Origin of the sequence: Pseudomonas siliginis (assembly GCF_019145195.1) — a bacterium.
Classification (GTDB): Bacteria; Pseudomonadota; Gammaproteobacteria; order Pseudomonadales; family Pseudomonadaceae; genus Aquipseudomonas; species Aquipseudomonas siliginis.
The window spans coordinates 333,894-352,729 of the sequence record NZ_JAHSTW010000005.1; the positions used below are offsets into that span (position 1 = coordinate 333,894).

Annotated in this window: 14 protein-coding genes and 1 pseudogene; 7 read left to right on the forward strand and 8 right to left on the reverse strand. The window is 60.8% G+C overall.

Translation table 11 applies throughout. From position 1 onward, the window contains the following. Positions 1-60 precede the first annotated feature (60 nt). On the reverse strand, positions 61-2,430 hold the full coding sequence (gene ppsA, locus KVG87_RS12930; protein WP_039762994.1) for a phosphoenolpyruvate synthase: 2,370 nt from the start codon (positions 2,428-2,430) through the stop codon (positions 61-63). Between the two features lie 174 nt (positions 2,431-2,604). Here ppsA and ppsR point away from each other — a divergent pair, with 174 nt between their 5' ends. After that, positions 2,605-3,423: a posphoenolpyruvate synthetase regulatory kinase/phosphorylase PpsR gene (gene ppsR / locus KVG87_RS12935; RefSeq protein ID WP_016773826.1), complete on the forward strand. Its 819-nt coding sequence runs from the start codon at positions 2,605-2,607 to the stop codon at positions 3,421-3,423. 133 nt (positions 3,424-3,556) lie between these two features. Here the strand turns inward: ppsR and prpD are convergent, their stop codons facing one another. From prpD to KVG87_RS12965, 6 genes are all read right to left on the reverse strand, one after another. Beyond that, positions 3,557-5,041, reverse strand: coding sequence for a 2-methylcitrate dehydratase (prpD, locus tag KVG87_RS12940; RefSeq protein WP_217851009.1), 1,485 nt, complete (start codon positions 5,039-5,041; stop codon positions 3,557-3,559). Between the two features lie 186 nt (positions 5,042-5,227). Next, positions 5,228-6,418 carry a 2-methylaconitate cis-trans isomerase PrpF gene (gene prpF / locus KVG87_RS12945; RefSeq protein ID WP_217851011.1) on the reverse strand — a complete coding sequence of 397 codons (1,191 nt, stop codon included), beginning with the start codon at positions 6,416-6,418 and terminating at the stop codon, positions 5,228-5,230. A gap of 52 nt (positions 6,419-6,470) precedes the next feature. Then, positions 6,471-9,065 (reverse strand): Fe/S-dependent 2-methylisocitrate dehydratase AcnD, encoded by a 2,595-nt coding sequence (gene acnD / locus KVG87_RS12950; protein WP_217851013.1) that lies wholly within the window; start codon positions 9,063-9,065, stop codon positions 6,471-6,473. Positions 9,066-9,263: 198 nt separating this feature from the next. Continuing rightward, positions 9,264-10,391 (reverse strand): bifunctional 2-methylcitrate synthase/citrate synthase, encoded by a 1,128-nt coding sequence (gene prpC, locus KVG87_RS12955; protein WP_217851015.1) that lies wholly within the window; start codon positions 10,389-10,391, stop codon positions 9,264-9,266. A gap of 51 nt (positions 10,392-10,442) precedes the next feature. Then, a complete protein-coding gene (gene prpB / locus KVG87_RS12960; protein ID WP_024012298.1) occupies positions 10,443-11,336 on the reverse strand; it encodes a methylisocitrate lyase in 894 nt (297 codons plus the stop codon). Beyond that, positions 11,333-12,055 (reverse strand): GntR family transcriptional regulator, encoded by a 723-nt coding sequence (locus tag KVG87_RS12965; RefSeq protein ID WP_177180867.1) that lies wholly within the window; start codon positions 12,053-12,055, stop codon positions 11,333-11,335. The genes prpB and KVG87_RS12965 overlap by 4 nt, the downstream gene beginning before the upstream one ends. Positions 12,056-12,458: 403 nt before the next feature. Here KVG87_RS12965 and rloA point away from each other — a divergent pair, with 403 nt between their 5' ends. The 4 genes from rloA to pabB all read left to right on the forward strand — a co-directional run bounded on the left by rloA (position 12,459) and on the right by pabB (position 17,079). Continuing rightward, positions 12,459-12,995, forward strand: a complete 537-nt coding sequence (rloA, locus tag KVG87_RS12970) for a retropepsin-like aspartic peptidase RloA (protein ID WP_041479149.1) — start codon at positions 12,459-12,461, stop codon at positions 12,993-12,995. 5 nt (positions 12,996-13,000) lie between these two features. Further along, positions 13,001-14,536: an osmotic stress tolerance membrane protein RloB gene (rloB, locus tag KVG87_RS12975; protein ID WP_125927626.1), complete on the forward strand. Its 1,536-nt coding sequence runs from the start codon at positions 13,001-13,003 to the stop codon at positions 14,534-14,536. Then, a complete protein-coding gene (locus KVG87_RS12980; protein WP_016773817.1) occupies positions 14,536-15,522 on the forward strand; it encodes an alpha-L-glutamate ligase-like protein in 987 nt (328 codons plus the stop codon). Before rloB ends, KVG87_RS12980 begins: the two co-directional genes overlap by 1 nt. Positions 15,523-15,735: 213 nt before the next feature. After that, a complete protein-coding gene (gene pabB, locus KVG87_RS12985) occupies positions 15,736-17,079 on the forward strand; it encodes an aminodeoxychorismate synthase component I (RefSeq protein WP_217851017.1) in 1,344 nt (447 codons plus the stop codon). A gap of 94 nt (positions 17,080-17,173) precedes the next feature. Here pabB and thrH read toward each other — a convergent pair whose 3' ends face one another. Then, entirely contained in the window at positions 17,174-17,791 is a 618-nt protein-coding gene (thrH, locus tag KVG87_RS12990) for a bifunctional phosphoserine phosphatase/homoserine phosphotransferase ThrH (protein ID WP_016773816.1), read from the reverse strand. Between the two features lie 164 nt (positions 17,792-17,955). Here thrH and KVG87_RS12995 point away from each other — a divergent pair, with 164 nt between their 5' ends. Beyond that, the gene (locus tag KVG87_RS12995; RefSeq protein WP_217851019.1) at positions 17,956-18,696 is read left to right on the forward strand and encodes a phosphoadenylyl-sulfate reductase; all 741 of its coding nucleotides are present in this window, start codon (positions 17,956-17,958) and stop codon (positions 18,694-18,696) included. Positions 18,697-18,708: 12 nt separating this feature from the next. Then, a pseudogene (locus tag KVG87_RS26215) lies at positions 18,709-18,807 on the forward strand (metal ABC transporter ATP-binding protein); the annotation flags it as partial. Between the last annotated feature and the right edge of the window lie 29 nt (positions 18,808-18,836).

Consider the following 18,836-nt stretch of genomic DNA (forward strand, 5'->3'; position numbering starts at 1 on the left):
TTGCTGCGTCTTCGCGAGCAGGCCCGCTCCCACATGGGGTGCGGGCCAATTACATACTGATCAAGCCTGACCTTCGGCGAGGAAGAACCAGGTTTCCAGCACGGTGTCCGGGTTCAGCGACACGCTTTCGATGCCCTGTTCCATCAGCCACTTGGCCAGATCCGGGTGGTCGGAAGGACCCTGACCGCAGATGCCGATGTACTTGCCGGCCTTGTTGCAGGCCTGAATGGCGTTGGCCAACAGCTTCTTCACCGCTGGATTCCGCTCGTCGAACAAGTGCGCGATGATCCCGGAGTCACGGTCCAGACCCAAAGTGAGCTGGGTCAGGTCGTTGGAGCCGATCGAGAAGCCGTCGAAGAATTCGAGGAATTCCTCAGCCAGAATCGCGTTGGATGGCAGTTCGCACATCATGATCACGCGCAGACCGTTCTCGCCGCGCTTCAAGCCGTTCTCGGCGAGCAGATCGACCACCTGGCTGGCTTCGCCGAGCGTACGGACGAACGGCACCATGATTTCCACGTTGGTCAGGCCCATCTCGTTGCGCACACGTTTCAGCGCGCGGCATTCGAGTTCGAAGCAGTCGCGGAACGATTCGCTGATGTAACGCGAAGCGCCACGGAAGCCCAGCATCGGGTTTTCTTCTTCCGGCTCGTAGAGCTTGCCGCCGATCAGGTTGGCGTATTCGTTGGACTTGAAGTCCGACAGACGCACGATGACTTTTTTCGGCGTGAACGCTGCAGCCAGGGTGCTGATGCCTTCCACCAGTTTGTCGACGTAAAAGTCGACAGGGTCGCTGTAACCGGCAATACGCTTGTCGACGCTGTCCTTGATTTCCTGCGGCAGGCCGTCGTAGTTCAACAGCGCTTTCGGGTGCACGCCGATCATGCGGTTGATGATGAATTCCAGACGCGCCAGACCAACGCCGGCGTTCGGCAATTGCGCGAAGTCGAAGGCGCGGTCCGGGTTGCCGACGTTCATCATGATCTTGAACGGCAGCTCCGGCATGGCGTCGACGGAGTTCTTCTTGATGTCGAAGCCCAGTTCGCCTTCGAAGATGTAACCGGTGTCGCCTTCGGCGCAGGATACGGTCACGCCCTGGCCATCCTTCAGCAGCTGGGTGGCGTTGCCGCAACCGACCACCGCCGGGATACCCAGCTCACGGGCGATGATCGCCGCGTGGCAGGTACGCCCGCCACGGTTGGTGACGATGGCGCTGGCGCGCTTCATCACTGGTTCCCAGTCCGGGTCGGTCATGTCGGAAACCAGCACGTCGCCCGGCTGGACTTTGTCCATTTCCGAGACGTCTTTGATGATGCGTACTTTGCCGGCGCCGATGCGCTGGCCGATCGCCCGACCTTCCACCAGCACGGTGCCGGTCTCTTTCAGCAGGTAACGTTCCATGACGTTGGCCTGGGTGCGGCTTTTCACGGTTTCCGGACGCGCCTGAACGATGTACAGCTTGCCGTCGTCACCGTCCTTGGCCCACTCGATGTCCATCGGGCAGCCGTAGTGCTTCTCGATGATCATCGCCTGCTTGGCCAGCTCACTGACTTCGGCGTCGGTCAGGCAGAAACGCGCGCGCTCGGCCTTGTCGACATCGACAGTCTTGACCGAACGACCGGCCTTGGCCTCGTCGCCGTAGATCATCTTGATGGCTTTGCTGCCCAGGTTGCGACGCAGGATCGCCGGACGACCGGCCTCCAGCGTGCCTTTGTGTACGTAGAACTCATCCGGGTTGACCGCGCCTTGTACGACGGTTTCACCCAGGCCGTAAGCGCCGGTGATGAACACCACGTCACGGAAACCCGATTCGGTATCGAGGGTGAACATCACGCCGGCGGTGCCGGTTTCCGAACGCACCATGCGCTGCACGCCAGCCGACAGGGCGACCAGTTTGTGGTCGAAGCCCTGGTGCACGCGGTAGGAAATCGCACGGTCGTTGAACAGCGAAGCGAACACCTCTTTGGCGGCGCGGATTACGTTTTCCACACCACGGATGTTCAGGAAGGTTTCCTGCTGACCGGCGAACGAGGCGTCCGGCAGGTCTTCGGCGGTGGCGGAAGAACGCACGGCCACGGCCACGTCAGGGTTGCCGGCGGACAGCGCGGCGAACGCGGTGCGGATCTCGGTGTTGAGCTTTTCAGGGAATTCGGCGTCCATGATCCATTGGCGGATCTGCGCGCCGGTCTTGGCCAGCGCATTGACGTCGTCGACGTCGAGCGCGTCGAGGGCCTTGTGGATCTGCTCGTTCAGGCCGCTCAGTTCGAGGAAGTCACGATAGGCCTGAGCCGTCGTGGCGAAGCCGCCGGGGACCGAAACACCGGCGCCTGCCAGGTTACTGATCATCTCGCCCAGGGATGCGTTCTTGCCCCCCACATGCTCAACATCGTGTTTGCCGAGCTTATCGAGGGAAACTACGTACTCTACCAAGGTGATCTCTCCACTAACTGTGTTGGAAAAGCTCAGAAACCGGCGGCCCGGGGGAGCCTTGGCCGGTTGTATGGCCTGGACCTGGAAAATAAGTGAGAATGCGGGCCAATGGCGGCCGGCAAATCGCGCCTATCATATCCAAGATTCGTTACTAGCTTAAGGCCCAAGGTGCAAATGAAACGATCTGCTTTCTTCATCTCCGATGGCACCGGCATTACCGCCGAAACCCTGGGTCAAAGCCTGTTGGCGCAGTTCGAAAACATTACCTTCAGCAAATTCACGCGGCCCTACATCGACAGCGTGGAAAAAGCGCGGGCCATGGTACAACAAATCAACAAAGCCGCTGAAACCGACGGCTTTCGGCCGATCATCTTCGACACCATCGTCAATCAGGACATCCGTGAGATTCTCGCAACGTCCAATGGTTTCATGATCGACATTTTCTCGACCTTCCTCGCGCCGCTCGAACAGGAGCTTACCGAGCATTCTTCCTACACCGTCGGCAAATCCCATTCCATCGGACACAACTCCAATTACATGGAGCGCATCGAGGCGGTGAACTTCGCCCTCGACAACGATGACGGCGCGCGCACTCACTATTACGACAAAGCCGATCTGATACTAGTGGGCGTGTCGCGATGCGGCAAAACGCCGACGTGTCTGTACATGGCCATGCAGTTCGGCATCCGCGCGGCCAACTATCCGCTGACCGAAGACGACATGGAGCGCCTGACCCTGCCGACGGCCCTGCGCGCTCATCAGCACAAGCTGTTCGGCCTGACCATCGACCCCGACCGCCTCACTGCGATCCGCAACGAGCGCAAGCCCAACAGCCGCTACTCGAGCTACGCCCAGTGCGAATTCGAAGTGCGCGAAGTGGAAAACCTGTTCCGCCGCGAGAACATTCCGCACATCAATTCCACGCATTTTTCGGTCGAGGAGATTTCGGCGAAGATCCTGGTGGAAAAAGGGGTTGAGCGGCGGTTCAAGTAGGTTTGCGGTGCCTGATCTGACGCTATCGCGGGCAAGCCCGCTCCCACAGGTTCTGAAGGCGTTCACAATTTCTGTGTTCATCACCATTCCCTGTGGGAGCGGGCTTGCCCGCGAAGAACGATAACGCGGTCCGTCAGATCACAAACAGGTCGATGAATCGATTCACCGCTGTGGCTTCCAGCCGCGCCTGATCCTCGCACAGCGCAAAAATCTCCGCGCAACGCTGCCCGGCAAACCGCGTGGCCAGATTGGCCTTGAACTTGTCCTCCAGCAACGGAATACCTTCGGCGCGGCGGCGGCGATGGCCGATCGGGTACTCCACCAGCACGTTGTCGGTGCTGCTGCCATCCTTGAAAAACACCTGCACGGCGTTGGCAATCGAGCGTTTGTCAGGCTCAAGGTATTCGCGGGTGAAGCGCGGTTCTTCAACGATGAGCATTTTTTCGCACAGCACATCGATGATCGGATGCGCCTTGTGGAAGTCGTCTTCGTAGTGCTCCGCCACCAGATTGCCGAATGCCAGCGGCACGGCGGTCATGTACTGCAGGCAGTGGTCGCGGTCGGCGGCATTGGCCAGCGGGCCGACCTTGGAAATGATGCGGATCGCCGATTCATGGGTGGTGATGACGATGCGGTCGATCTCGTGCAGGCGATTGCGCACCTGCGGATGCAAGGTCACCGCCGCCTCGCACGCCGTCTGCGCATGGAATTCGGCGGGGAAACTGATCTTGAACAGCACGTTTTCCATCACGTAACTGCCGAACGGCCGGGAAAAGCTGAAAGCGCGTTTGTCCGCGGGTTTCAGCGCCAGATCGTTGTTGGTGTGGCTGAACGAAACGTCATAGAAGCCCCACTGCTTCGCGCTCAAAACGCCGGGAATGCCCATCTCACCGCGCATGGCGATGTCGGCCAGGCGCACGCCGCGACTCGCCGCATCCCCTGCCGCCCAAGATTTGCGCGAGCCAGCGTTCGGCGCATGGCGATAGGTACGCAGCGCCTGACCGTCGGCGAAGGCATGGGACAGCGCCGACAGCATCTGCTCGCGATTGGCGCCCATCAGTCTGGCGCTGACGGCGGTCGAGGCGACTTTCACCAGAATGACGTGGTCGAGTCCAACCCGGTTGAAGGAGTTTTCCAGAGCGATCACGCCTTGAATCTCGTGGGCCATGATCATTGCTTCCAGCACATCACGAACCGTCAGCGGCGCCTCACCGTGGGCGACGCGTTTCTGTGACAGGTGATCGGCAACGGCGAGGATGGCGCCGAGGTTGTCCGATGGATGGCCCCATTCGGCGGCAAGCCAGGTGTCGTTGTAATCGAGCCAACGGACGATACAGCCGATGTCCCACGCGGCCTTGACCGGATCGAGGCGGTAACGGGTGCCCGGCACTCGTGCGCCGAACGGCACCGCCGTGCCCTCTACGATCGGGCCGAGGTGTTTCGTGCATTCGGGGAAACGCAGGGCCAGCAGACCGCAGCCCAGCGTGTCGATCAGGCAGTTGCGCGCGGTGTTCAGCGCCTCGGCGGATTCAGGCTTGAAGGTGAGGACGTAGTCGGCGATGTCCTGCAGGACTGCGTCGTAATCGGGACGGTTGTTCAGGTCGACGTTGGCGCTCATGTTCGATTCACTCGTAAAGTGGTTCGTTGATGGGACCTCGGTTCAGGGCTAACGATTTCTTATGATTGAAATGCAATCCACTGTGGGAGCGAGCCTGCTCGCGAAGGCTGAGCGTCAGTCAACATTTGCATGTCTGATGCATCGCTTTCGCGAGCAGGCTCGCTCCCACAAGGATATTGCTGTTGCTTAAAAGCAATCGCCGGGCACGCGGACATAGCCTTCCATGAGCACCCGCGCACTGCGGCTCATGATGGCTTTCTTCACCACCCATTCGCCGTTCTCCAGTGTCGCTTCAGCGCCCACGCGCAACGTCCCGGACGGATGTCCAAAGCGCACGGCATTGCGCTCGACGCCGCCGGCAGCAAGATTCACCAACGTGCCGGAAATAGCCGCCGCCGTGCCGATCGCCACTGCTGCCGTGCCCATCATCGCGTGGTGCAGTTTGCCCATCGACAACGCGCGCACCAGCAGATCGACGTCACTGGCCGCAATCGCTTTACCACTCGACGCTACGTAATCCGCTGGCTTGGCGACGAATGCGACTTTCGGCGTGTGCTGCCGCTTGGCGGCTTCTTCCAGATTGGCGATCAGGCCCATGCGCAACGCACCGTAAGCACGAATCGTCTCGAACATCAGCAGCGCTTTTGGATCGCCGTTGATCGCGCCCTGGAGTTCGGTGCCGGTGTAACCGATGTCTTCGGCGTTGACGAAAATCGTCGGGATCCCGGCATTGATCATGGTCGCCTTGAACGTGCCGACACCCGGGACCTCAAGCTCATCGACCAGATTGCCGGTGGGGAACATCGAGCCACCGCCGCCCTCTTCTTCCGCCGCCGGATCCATGAATTCGACCTGCACTTCGGCCGCCGGAAAGGTCACGCCGTCGAGTTCGAAATCACCGGTTTCCTGCACTTCGCCGTTGGTGATCGGCACGTGGGCGATGATGGTCTTGCCGATGTTGGCCTGCCACACGCGCACCACCGCCACGCCGTTGTGCGGAATGCGGCTGGCGTCGACCAGACCGTTGCTGATGGCGAACGAACCGACCGCCGCCGAGAGGTTGCCGCAGTTGCCGCTCCAGTCGACGAACGGCTTGTCGATCGACACCTGGCCGAACAGGTAATCGACGTCGTGATCGGCGCGGGCGCTTTTCGACAGGATCACGGTTTTGCTGGTGCTCGACGTTGCGCCGCCCATGCCGTCGATCTGCTTGTCGTAGGGATCGGGGCTGCCGATCACTCGCAGCAACAAAGCGTCGCGCGCCGGGCCTGGAACCTGCGCTGCTTGGGGCAGATCGGTGAGGCTGAAGAACACGCCTTTGCTGGTGCCGCCGCGCATGTAGGTGGCAGCGATTCTGATTTGTGGTGCGTGAGCCATGGTGCTCCTTACCGAAGGCATGGGACTTGAAATCCCATGCCCACACGTTGATTTAAACGGCGACCGCCGATCCTTCGAGGAAGTCCTGAGCAAAGCGCTGCAACACGCCGCCGGCCTCGTAGATCGACACTTCTTCAGCGGTATCGAGACGGCAGGTCACCGGCACTTCGACGCGCTCGCCATTCTTGCGATGAATCACCAGCGTCAGATCCGCACGCGGCTTGCGTTCGCCGATCACGTCGTAGGTTTCGCTGCCATCAATGGCCAGGGTGTGGCGGTTGGTGCCGGGTTTGAATTCCAGCGGCAACACGCCCATGCCCACCAGGTTGGTGCGGTGAATGCGCTCGAACCCTTCAGCGGCAATCGCCTCGACGCCGGCCAGGCGCACGCCTTTCGCCGCCCAGTCGCGGGACGAACCCTGACCGTAGTCAGCGCCAGCGATGATGATCAGCGGCTGCTTGCGCTGCATGTAGGTTTCGATGGCTTCCCACATGCGCATGACCTGGCCTTCCGGCTCGACACGCGCCAGCGAACCCTGCTTGACCTTGCCGTTTTCCACGACCATTTCGTTGAACAGCTTCGGGTTGGCGAAGGTCGCGCGCTGGGCAGTCAGGTGGTCGCCACGGTGGGTGGCGTAGGAGTTGAAGTCCTCTTCCGGCAGGCCCATTTTTGCCAGGTATTCGCCGGCGGCGCTGTCGAGCATGATTGCGTTCGACGGCGACAGGTGATCAGTAGTGATGTTGTCCGGCAGCACCGCCAATGGGCGCATGCCCTTCAGCGGACGAGCGCCGGCCAGCGCGCCTTCCCAGTACGGCGGACGGCGGATGTAGGTGCTCATCTCGCGCCAGTCGTACAACGGCGCGACTTTCGGCCCGGTGTCTTCATGCACGGCGAACATCGGAATGTAGACCTGACGGAACTGCTCAGGCTTGACCGAGGACTTCACCACCGCATCGATTTCTTCGTCGCTCGGCCAGATGTCCTTGAGGCGGATTTCTCGGCCATCGACCACGCCCAGCACATCCTTCTCGATATCGAAACGGATGGTCCCGGCGATCGCATAGGCAACCACCAGCGGCGGCGAAGCAAGGAATGCCTGTTTGGCATACGGGTGAATGCGGCCGTCGAAGTTGCGGTTGCCGGACAGCACGGCGGTCGCATAAAGATCGCGGTCGATGATCTCATGCTGGATCAGCGGATCGAGGGCGCCGGACATGCCGTTGCAAGTGGTGCAGGCAAACGCCACGACGCCGAAACCGAGCTGTTCAAGTTCAGTGGTCAGCCCCGCCTCATCGAGGTACAGCGCCACGGTTTTCGAGCCCGGCGCCAGCGAGGATTTGACCCATGGCTTGCGCGTCAGGCCGAGCTTGTTGGCATTGCGCGCCAACAGGCCAGCGGCGATGACGTTGCGCGGGTTGCTGGTGTTGGTGCAACTGGTGATGGCGGCGATGATCACCGCGCCGTCGGGCATTTGCCCCGGCACGTCATCCCACTGGCCGGAGATGCCTTTGGCTGCCAGATCGGACACCGCGACGCGGGCGTGCGGGTTGCTCGGGCCGGCCATGTTGCGCACCACCGAGGACAAATCGAAGGTCAGGCCGCGCTCGTACTGCGCGCCTTTCAGGCTGTCAGCCCACAGGCCGGTCAACTTGGCGTATTGCTCGACCAGTTGCACTTGCTGATCTTCACGACCGGTCAGTTTCAGGTAATCGATGGTCTGCTGATCGATGTAGAACATCGCCGCCGTGGCGCCGTATTCCGGGGCCATGTTGGAAATGGTCGCGCGGTCGCCGAGGGTCAGCGCTGCTGCACCTTCACCGAAGAATTCCAGCCACGCGCCGACGACTTTCTGTTTACGCAGGTACTCGGTCAAAGCCAGGACCATGTCGGTAGCGGTGATGCCCGGTTGCAGCTTGCCGGTCAGTTCGACGCCAACGCTTTCCGGCAGACGCATCCACGACGCACGGCCGAGCATCACGCTCTCGGCTTCGAGACCGCCGACGCCGATGGCAATCACACCGAGCGCATCGACGTGCGGCGTGTGGCTGTCGGTGCCGACGCAAGTGTCGGGGAACGCCACGCCTTCGCGCACCTGAATCACCGGGGACATTTTCTCTAGGTTGATCTGGTGCATGATGCCGTTGCCCGGCGGGATCACATCGACGTTCTTGAAGGCCTTTTTGGTCCAGTTGATGAAGTGGAAACGGTCTTCGTTGCGGCGGTCTTCGATGGCGCGGTTCTTTTCGAAGGCCTGGGCATCGAAACCGCCCGCCTCGACGGCCAGCGAGTGGTCGACGATCAATTGCGTCGGCACCACCGGATTGACCTGCGCCGGGTCGCCGCCCTGCAAAGCGATGGCATCGCGCAGGCCAGCGAGGTCGACCAGCGCGGTCTGGCCGAGGATGTCATGGCACACCACCCGCGCCGGGAACCACGGAAAATCGAGGTCGCGCTTGCGTTCGATCAGTTGCTTGAGCGAGTCGGTCAGCGTGGCCGGGTCGCAGCGACGCACAAGGTTTTCCGCCAGCACGCGGGAGGTGTACGGCAGGGTGTCGTAGCTGCCAGGCGCAATCGCCTCGACCGCCGCGCGGGTGTCGAAGTAATCCAGCGGCGTGCCGGGCAGGTTCTTGCGGAATTCTGTGTTCATCGGGTCAGGACTCGGGTCACGGTGGTTTCAAAGGGTGGGCCAGAAACCTGAGTTACACACCGTCCACTGTGGGAGCGAGCCTGCTCGCGAAAGCGGTATATCAGTCGACATCAATGTTGAATGTCAGTCCGTCTTCGCGAGCAGGCTCGCTCCCACAGGGTCTAGCGGTGTTCTCTGGTTCCGGGTCAGCCCACCATTTCAGCGACGTTCGATTGGCACGAACTTGCGCTGTTCGACGCCGGTGTATTCGGCGCTTGGGCGGATGATGCGGTTGTTGGCGCGTTGTTCGAACACGTGCGCGGCCCAGCCGGTCAGGCGCGAGCAGACGAAGATCGGCGTGAACAGCTTGGTCGGGATGCCCATGAAGTGGTAAGCCGAGGCGTGATAGAAGTCGGCATTCGGGAACAGTTTCTTCTGCTCCCACATGGTCTTGTCGATGGCCTCGGAAACCGGGAACAGCACCTTGTCGCCGACCTCGTCCGCGAGTTTTTTCGCCCAGCCCTTGATCACCTCGTTGCGCGGGTCGCTGTCCTTATAGATCGCGTGGCCGAAGCCCATGATCTTGTCCTTGCGCTCGAGCATGCCGAGGGTGCCTTTGATCGCCTCTTCCGGCGACGAGAAGCGCTCGATCATTTCCATCGCCGCTTCGTTGGCGCCGCCGTGCAACGGGCCACGCAGCGAGCCGATCGCCGCCGTCACGCACGAGTACAGATCCGACAAGGTCGAAGCGCAAACCCGTGCGGTGAAGGTCGAGGCATTGAATTCGTGTTCGGCGTAGAGGATCAGCGACACGTTCATGACTTTGACGTGCAGTTCGCTCGGTTTCTTGCCGTGCAGCAAATGCAGGAAGTGGCCGCCAATGGTCGGCTCGTCGCTGACGCAGTCGATGCGCTTGCCGTCGTGGCTGAAGCGATACCAGTAGCACATGATCGCCGGGAACGCGGCGAGCAGACGGTCGGTCTTGTCGCGCTGTTCGGAGAAGTCTTTCTCCGGTTCGATGTTGCCGAGGAATGAGCAACCGGTACGCATGACGTCCATCGGATGCGCGTCAGCCGGGATGCGCTCAAGCACTTCCTTGAGCGCTTGCGGCAGGTCGCGCAGCTTGCTCAGTTTGCTTTGATAGTCGGCCAGTTGCGCTTTGGTCGGCAGTTCGCCGTACAGCAGCAGATAGGCGACTTCTTCAAATTGCGCGTCGGCGGCCAGTTCACGCACGTCGTAGCCGCGATAGGTCAGCCCGGCACCGGCCTGGCCCACGGTGGACAGTGCGGTTTGCCCGGCTACCTGGCCACGGAGCCCGGCGCCACTGAGTACTTTTGCTTCGGCCATTGTGTTCTCCAATCTTCTTGAATTTGTATGGGGAAACTTGTGGGGTTTTGTTCAGCCTTTCTTCTGTGCAAACAACGCATCGAGCTTCTGCTCGAACGTGTGGTAATCGATACGATCGTAGAGCTCCATGCGAGTCTGCATGGTGTCGATGACATTCTGTTGCGTGCCATCGCGGCGGATCGCCGTGTAGACGTTTTCCGCCGCCTTATTCATCGCGCGGAATGCCGACAGCGGATACAGCACCAGCGAGACGTCGGCGCCGGCCAGTTGTTCGGTGGTGTACAGCGGCGTTGCGCCGAACTCGGTGATGTTGGCCAGGATCGGTGCTTTCACACGATTGGCGAACAGCTTGTACATGTCCAGTTCGGTAATCGCTTCCGGGAAGATCATGTCAGCGCCGGCTTCGATGCACGCTGCCGCGCGATCAAGTGCCGATTCCAGACCTTCCACCGCCAGTGCGTCGGTACGCGCCATGATCACGAAGCTGTCATCGGTACGGGCATCGACCGCGGCTTTGATGCGATCGACCATTTCCTGCTGACTGACGATTTCTTTATTCGGGCGATGGCCGCAGCGCTTGGCGCCAACCTGGTCCTCGATGTGAATCGCCGCCGCGCCGAACTTGATCATCGACTTGACGGTGCGCGCGACGTTGAAGGCCGACGAGCCGAACCCGGTATCCACGTCCACCAGCAGCGGCAGGTCGCAGACATCGGTGATGCGGCGTACGTCGGTGAGCACGTCGTCCAGCCCGGTGATGCCCAGGTCCGGCACGCCCAGAGAACCTGCGGCTACACCGCCACCGGACAGGTAGATCGCCTTGAAACCGGCGCGCTTGGCCAGCAGCGCGTGGTTGGCGTTGATCGCGCCGACCACTTGCAAAGGATGCTCGCTGGCGACCGCATCGCGGAAGCGCTGGCCCGGCGTGTTCAGGTTGGAAGTCATGCATCACCTCGTTCAGTGGCTGTCTTGTTGTGGGCGCCGTCCTCGTAGTGACGGGCGATGTTGCGTTTCGAGGCGCCGATGTGGCGGCGCATCAACAATTCCGCGAGCTCGCCGTCACGGTCGGCGATGGCATCGAGAATGCGGTGGTGTTCGGCGAAGGCCTGGTGCGGGCGATTCGGAGTGGTGGAAAACTGGATGCGGTACATGCGCACCAGTTGATACAGCTCGCCGCAGAGCATCTGCGTCAGCGTGCGATTGCCGCTGCCCTGGATGATCCGGTAATGAAAGTCGAAATCGCCTTCCTGCTGGTAATAACCGACGCCGGCCTGAAACGCCGCATCGCGCTCGTGGGTTTCCAGCACCCGGCGCAGTTCGTCGATTTCCTCGACGCTCATGCGCTCGGCAGCGAGGCGGCAGGCCATGCCTTCGAGAGATTCACGGATTTCGTAGAGTTCGATCAATTCGGCATGGCTGAGCGAGACCACTCGCGCACCGACGTGCGGCACACGCACCAGCAGGCGCTGCCCTTCCAGACGATGGATCGCCTCACGCAGCGGACCCCGACTGATGCCATAAGTACGCGCCAGTTCCGGCTCGGAGATCTTGCTGCCCGGGGCGATCTCGCCTTTGACGATAGCCGCCTGGATGCGGCGGAAGACGTTTTCCGACAGCGTCTCGGAGTCGTCACCACTGATGACCGGGGGATCGAGTTGATCCAGCATGATTGTCGACACCTTAAAATCCAATGCGGCAAAAACTAGCCAATAAGACCGCATCAGTCAAAGGATAAATAGGTATTGTCGACAATCGTCTAATAAGCGCAGCCAATCGATCATCTATTAATGTGGGAGCGAGCCTGCCCGCGAAGGCGGCACATCCGCCGGCTTCTGCATCGAATGACACAGCGCTTTCGCGAGCAGGCTCGCTCCCACAAGAGTGGCATCCCTTGCAGCTCATGGGTCGGCGCAAGCGCTGGCGCCATAAAACCACCGTGCTAGAATGCCGCCCGCATTTGCGGGTCTTTGTACGGCTTGCCATAAAAAGCTGCCAGGCACACGCGGGGGCTTGCGCACGGTTGTGCGGGCACCTGAACCGATAACGGAACGCTGCGCACCAGGATTTATGAGACTCAAGCCTTTCCCCACCTTTTTTGCTCTGTTTTGCCTGCCCGGCCTCGCCGCCGCGGGGGAAAAAACCGTGTACGGCCTCAACGAATACGCTTCGCTTGACGGCATCAATCTCGAAGTTGCGGCCAAACTCGATACCGGGGCGAAAACCGCCTCGCTGAGTGCCCGCGACATCAAACGCTTCAAACGCAACGGTGAATCCTGGGTACGCTTCTACCTGGCCATCGACACCGCGCATTCGCACCCCATCGAACGGCCGCTGGCGCGGGTCAGCAAGATCAAGCGCCGCGCCGGCGACTACGATCCGGAAGAAGGCAAGCAGTACACCGCCCGTCCGGTGATCGAGCTGGATATCTGCATGGGTTCGGCATTGCGCAGCATCGAAGTGAACCTCACCGACCGAAGTGCGTTCCAATACCCGCTTTTGATCGGCTCCGAGGCGCTGAAACGCTTCGACGCGCTGGTCGACCCCAGTCTTAAATACGCTGCCGGCAAACCTGCCTGCACCATCGCCGCTCATACCGCCGAGTAATTTCCATGCGTTCTCTAACCTTCCACCTGAAAATCCTGATCGCCGTGCTGGTGCTGCTGGGCGTTTCGGTTACGGCCTATCAGATTTTCGTGCTCGGCATCCCGGTGACCGAAGACGCCACCGACGACCTGTGGAACATCGACGCCAAGGTCGAGTTCGTCGCCAGCACCAAAGATCCGGTGAAGATCCAGATGTTCGTGCCGCCGTTGAGCCGCGATTACGTGAGCCTCAACGAAAGCTTCATCTCCAATAACTACGGCGTCGCGGTGAACCGCATCGACGGCAACCGCAAGGTGACCTGGTCGGCCCGTCGCGCCAAGGGTAACCAGACGCTGTATTACCGTCTGGTGCTTACCAAGCGCTACACCGCGGAAAAATCCAAGGTCAAAGGCCCGACCTTCCGTGACAGCATGGTCATCGAAGGCCCGGAAAAAATCGCCGCCGAAGCCCTGCTCGCGCCGATCCGCCAACATTCGGCCGACGTCGAAACCTTTATTGGCGAGGCGATCAAGCGCGTCAACAACGTGAATGACGACAACGTCAAATTGCTGCTGGCCGGCGATCCGTCGACTTCGCACAAAGCCAAGATCGTCGAACTGCTGCTGTCGATTGCCCACGTTCCGGTAGAAAAAGTCCACACCATCCGCCTCGTCGCCGATCAGCCTCAGACTCCCGAACTGTGGCTGCGCAGCTTCAACGGCAACGACTGGCTGTACTTCAACCCGGAAACCGGTGAGCAAGGCCTGCCGACCGACCGCCTGCTGTGGTGGACCGGTGACGAAAACCTGATCACCGTCGACGGCGGCAAGAAAGCCAACGTGACTTTCAGCCTGAACAACAGCGAGATGAACGCGATTCGTCTGGCCAAGCTGACCGACGAAAACACTGACGCCAACTTCCTCGATTACTCGCTGTACGGCTTGCCGCTGCAGACCCAGCAGACCTTCATGATCATGGTGATGATCCCGATCGGCGTGCTGGTGATCCTGATCCTGCGCAACCTGGTCGGCCTGCAGACCCTGGGCACATTCACCCCGGTGCTGATCGCCCTCGCCTTCCGCGAAACGCAGCTGGGCTTCGGCATCCTGCTGTTCACAGTGATCACCGCGCTGGGCCTGTCGCTGCGCTCGTATCTCGAACATCTGAAGCTGCAAATGCTGCCGCGCCTGTCGGTGGTGCTGACGTTCGTGGTGGTGTTGATTGCGGCGATCAGTCTGTTCAGCCACAAGCTGGGGCTTGAGCGTGGCTTGTCGGTGGCGCTGTTCCCGATGGTGATTCTGACCATGACCATCGAACGTCTGTCGATCACCTGGGAAGAACGCGGCGCCAACCATGCGCTGAAAGTCGCGATCGGCACGCTGTTCGCTGCCTCCCTCGCGCACCTGATCATGACCGTGCCGGAGCTGGTGTACTTCGTGTTTACCTTCCCGGCGATCCTGCTGATTCTGGTCGGTTTCATGCTGGCGATGGGTCGCTATCGCGGCTACCGCCTGACCGAACTGGTACGTTTCAAGGCCTTCCTGAAGAAGGCTGACGTCTGATGTTCGGTTTCTGGAAGACGTGGAAGGCCCTCGAGGCGCGCGGCATCATGGGCATCAACCGCCGAAACGCGGACTACGTGCTCAAGTACAACAAGCGCAGCCTGTACCCGATCGTCGATGACAAGATCCTCACCAAGGAACGCGCCATCGCCGCCGGCATTCACGTGCCGGAGCTGTACGGGGTGATCTCCACCGAGAAGGAAATCGACAAGCTCGACGAGATCATCGGCGGGCGCAGCGACTTCGTGATCAAACCGGCACAGGGCGCGGGTGGCGACGGCATCATCGTCATCGCCGACCGTTTCGAAGGCCGCTATCGCACGGTGTCGGGCAAGATCCTCGCCCACGAGGAGCTGGAACATCACATCTCCAGCATTCTCACCGGCCTGTATTCGCTGGGCGGCCACCGCGACCGCGCACTGATCGAATACCGCGTGACCCCGGATCAGATCTTCAAAAGCATCAGCTACGAAGGCGTGCCGGACATCCGCATCATCGTGCTGATGGGTTACCCGGTGATGGCGATGTTGCGTCTGCCGACCCGTCAGTCCGGCGGCAAGGCCAACCTGCACCAGGGCGCCATTGGCGTCGGCGTCGATCTCGCCACCGGCCTTACGTTGCGCGGCACCTGGCTGAACAACATCATCACCAAACACCCCGACACCACCAACGCGGTGGACGGCGTGCAACTGCCCTACTGGGACGGTTTCATGAAACTCGCCGCCGGCTGCTATGAACTGTGCGGGCTGGGTTATATCGGCGTGGACATGGTGCTCGATCAGGAAAAAGGCCCGCTGATCCTCGAGCTGAATGCGCGGCCGGGGCTGAACATTCAGATTGCCAACGATTGCGGCCTGACCTTGCGTACCCACGCGGTTGAAGCGCGGCTGGAAGAGCTGAAGGCGCGGGGCGTAAAGGAATCGGTTGAAGAGCGGGTGGCGTTTACCCAGGAGATGTTTGGGCATATTCCTGCGGTCGAGGGCTGATCCAGAATCGAGTCGCGGCCTTCGCGAGCAGGCTCGCTCCCACATTGGAATGCAATCCCCTGTGGGAGCGAGCCTGCTCGCGAAAGCGGACTTGCTGCCAACACGAGCCTCAAGCCTGCCGCCCATCTGCCAATCGCCGACATCCCCTCTAGGAGCAATTCCCGCAGAGGACTACAATCCCCACCCCGCCTCAACGGCCGATCTGCCCCGCCCATGCTGACCTGCTCCGTACACCCACTACCCTACCGCGCCAATCCGGCCGACTATTTCGCGGCCATTCGCAACGCACCCGGCGCCGTGCTGCTCGACAGCGGCCGGCCGAGCGCTGAACGCGGCCGTTATGACTTGCTCAGCGCTTGGCCGCTGGAACAACTGGCGGTGTTGCCGGACGAGAGCGGCGCGCATTTCCTCCAGCGCCTGCGTGACAACCTCAGCCGCTTGGGCGGAGCGCAGTTGCCTGCCGGATCCGAATTGCCGTTCGCCGGCGGACTGATCGGTTATTTGAGCTACGACTTCGGCCGGCATCTGGAAAACCTGCCGAGTCAGGCACTGGATGACCTGCAACTGCCCGATGCGCGTTTTGGCTTGTACGACTGGGCGCTGATCAGCGATCACCACGGGCAAACCAGCCAACTGGTCTTTCATCCTTCGCTTGTCGACAGTGAACGGCAGCGATTGGTCGCGCTGTTCACTCAGCCGCAAGTTGACGCGCTGGCTCCCTTCAAACTGAGTGCCCCGATGGCCGCTGATATTTCGGCCGACGATTACCGTCGGGCGTTCGAACGCATTCAGGACTATATCCAGGCCGGCGACTGCTATCAGGTCAACTTTGCGCAACGTTTTCGTGCTGAGTGCCAGGGCGATCCGTGGCTGGCTTACTGCGCATTGCGCCAAGCCTGCCCGACGCCGTTCTCAGGGTTCCAGAGCCTGCCCGACGGCGGCGCGGTGCTGAGCCTGTCACCGGAACGTTTCGTCAGAGTCAGCCAGCGCCAAGTCGAAACCAGACCGATCAAAGGCACTCGCCCACGCGGCCTGACTCCAGCCGAAGACGCTGCCAACGCCGCCGAACTGCTGGCCAGCCCCAAGGATCGCGCGGAAAACCTGATGATCGTCGACCTGCTGCGCAACGACCTCGGGCGCACCTGCCGCATCGGCTCGGTGCGGGTGCCGGAGCTATTCAGTCTGGAGAGCTATCCGAATGTGCATCATCTGGTCAGCAGCGTGACCGGTGAACTGGCGGCGGATCGTGATGCGCTGGACCTGATCGCCGGCAGTTTCCCCGGCGGCTCGATCACCGGCGCACCGAAGATACGGGCGATGCAGATCATCGACGAGCTGGAGCCGACCCGGCGCGGTTTGTATTGCGGATCGTTGCTGTACCTGGACGTGCGCGGTGAGATGGACAGCTCCATCGCTATTCGCAGTCTGTTGGTCAAGGATGGCCAGGTGTGCTGCTGGGGCGGCGGCGGGATCGTCGCCGATTCGGACTGGCAGGCGGAATATCAGGAGTCGATGACCAAAGTGCGGATCCTGCTCGATACCCTGCAAAACCTCTAAAAACTTAAAAGCTTCGCGAGCAGGCTCGCTCCCACAGGGAAATGCATTCCAAATGTGGGAGCGAGCCTGCTCGCGAAGGCATCCTTTCAGACAACTACAAACTCAACTCTCTATTAGAGGCCTTGAGAAATTCCTGCTTCAGCTCTTCAAACGTATGCACCGCCGGAAACTGCGGAAACTCGCGAATCACGTTGTCCGGCGCATGAAACAGAATCCCCGCGTCCGCCTCGCCGAGCATGGTCGTGTCGTTGTATGAATCACCCGCCGCGATCACCCGGTAGTACAGGCTCTTGAACGCCAGCACCGACTGACGCTTGGGATCTTTCTGGCGCAGTTGATAGCCCGTCACCCGCCCGCTTTCGTCAGTGATCAAGCGATGGCAAAGCAGAGTCGGGAAGCCCAGCTGGCGCATCAGTGGCTGTGAAAACTCATAAAAGGTGTCCGAGAGAATCACCACCTGAAAGCGCTCGCGCAGCCAGTTGACGAACTCCACCGCGCCGTCCAGCGGTTTGAGCGTGGCGATCACTTCCTGAATATCCGAGAGCTTGAGGCCGTGCTCGTCGAGGATGCGCAAACGCTGCTTCATCAATACGTCGTAATCGGGAATGTCCCGGGTGGTGGCCTTGAGGGAGTCGATTCCGGTTTTTTCGGCGAAGGCGATCCAGATTTCCGGTACGAGTACCCCTTCAAGATCCAGGCAAGCAATTTCCACAAGACACTCCCGTTTGTAGTGATTATTGAGTCGAGCGAGGCCGAACTCTAGCGTCTGCACCAGACGCGCGCAACGCAGAGGACGCCCCGGGCGCGGCAGCTTTTTGTTACCATCGGCCCCCTATAGAGCGCCCGAGCGCCATTGACCTGTAGGAAGCCGCCCTGATGAGCCCAACGTTCGACGTCGTGGAACTCGCCACGACCTATGCCAACAAATCCGCCCAGGACATCCTCAAGCTCGCCTTCGCCGAGTTCGGCGATGACTTGTGGATATCTTTCAGCGGCGCCGAGGACGTGGTGTTGGTGGACATGGCGTGGAAGCTGAACAAGAGCGTCAAAGTGTTCAGCCTCGACACCGGCCGCCTGCATCCGGAGACCTACCGTTTCATCGAGCAGGTGCGCGAGCATTACAAGATCGATATTGAAATTGTCTCGCCGGACTACACGAAACTCGAACCGTTCGTGAAGGAAAAAGGCCTGTTCAGCTTCTATAAAGATGGCCACGGCGAATGCTGCGGCATCCGCAAGATCGAGCCGCTGCGCCGTAAGCTGTCCGACGTCAAAGCCTGGGCCACCGGCCAGCGCCGCGATCAGAGCCCGGGCACCCGCAGCGCTGTGGCGGTGCTGGAAATCGACACAGCTTTCTCGACACCGGAACGCACCCTGTACAAGTTCAACCCGCTGGCGCAGATGACCAGCGAGGAGATCTGGGGCTACATCCGCATGCTCGAACTGCCGTACAACAGCCTGCACGAGCGCGGTTTCATCAGCATCGGCTGCGAACCCTGCACCCGCCCGGTGCTGCCGAACCAGCACGAGCGCGAAGGCCGCTGGTGGTGGGAAGAAGCCACGCAGAAAGAATGCGGGCTGCATGCCGGGAATATCATCAGCAAAAGCAAGGTTTGATCATTTGCTGAAATGAGTTCCCCTGTGGGAGCGAGCCTGCTCGCGAAAGCGCAGTTCCAGTCAACGTTTCAGTTGCCTGATCCACCGCATTCGCGAGCAGGCTCGCTCCCACATTGATATGTGCCAGCCACACAAAAGGT

What these genes read in the sequence shown, in the direction of transcription:
- ppsR (WP_016773826.1), top strand. Translation starts at nt 2,605, where the DNA reads ATGAAACGATCTGCTTTCTTCATCTCCGATGGCACCGGCATTACCGCC.
- prpD (WP_217851009.1), bottom strand. Translation starts at nt 5,041, where the DNA reads ATGAGCGCCAACGTCGACCTGAACAACCGTCCCGATTACGACGCAGTC.
- prpF (WP_217851011.1), bottom strand. Translation starts at nt 6,418, where the DNA reads ATGGCTCACGCACCACAAATCAGAATCGCTGCCACCTACATGCGCGGC.
- acnD (WP_217851013.1), bottom strand. Translation starts at nt 9,065, where the DNA reads ATGAACACAGAATTCCGCAAGAACCTGCCCGGCACGCCGCTGGATTAC.
- prpC (WP_217851015.1), bottom strand. Translation starts at nt 10,391, where the DNA reads ATGGCCGAAGCAAAAGTACTCAGTGGCGCCGGGCTCCGTGGCCAGGTA.
- prpB (WP_024012298.1), bottom strand. Translation starts at nt 11,336, where the DNA reads ATGACTTCCAACCTGAACACGCCGGGCCAGCGCTTCCGCGATGCGGTC.
- rloA (WP_041479149.1), top strand. Translation starts at nt 12,459, where the DNA reads ATGAGACTCAAGCCTTTCCCCACCTTTTTTGCTCTGTTTTGCCTGCCC.
- rloB (WP_125927626.1), top strand. Translation starts at nt 13,001, where the DNA reads ATGCGTTCTCTAACCTTCCACCTGAAAATCCTGATCGCCGTGCTGGTG.
- KVG87_RS12980 (WP_016773817.1), top strand. Translation starts at nt 14,536, where the DNA reads ATGTTCGGTTTCTGGAAGACGTGGAAGGCCCTCGAGGCGCGCGGCATC.
- pabB (WP_217851017.1), top strand. Translation starts at nt 15,736, where the DNA reads ATGCTGACCTGCTCCGTACACCCACTACCCTACCGCGCCAATCCGGCC.
- KVG87_RS12995 (WP_217851019.1), top strand. Translation starts at nt 17,956, where the DNA reads ATGAGCCCAACGTTCGACGTCGTGGAACTCGCCACGACCTATGCCAAC.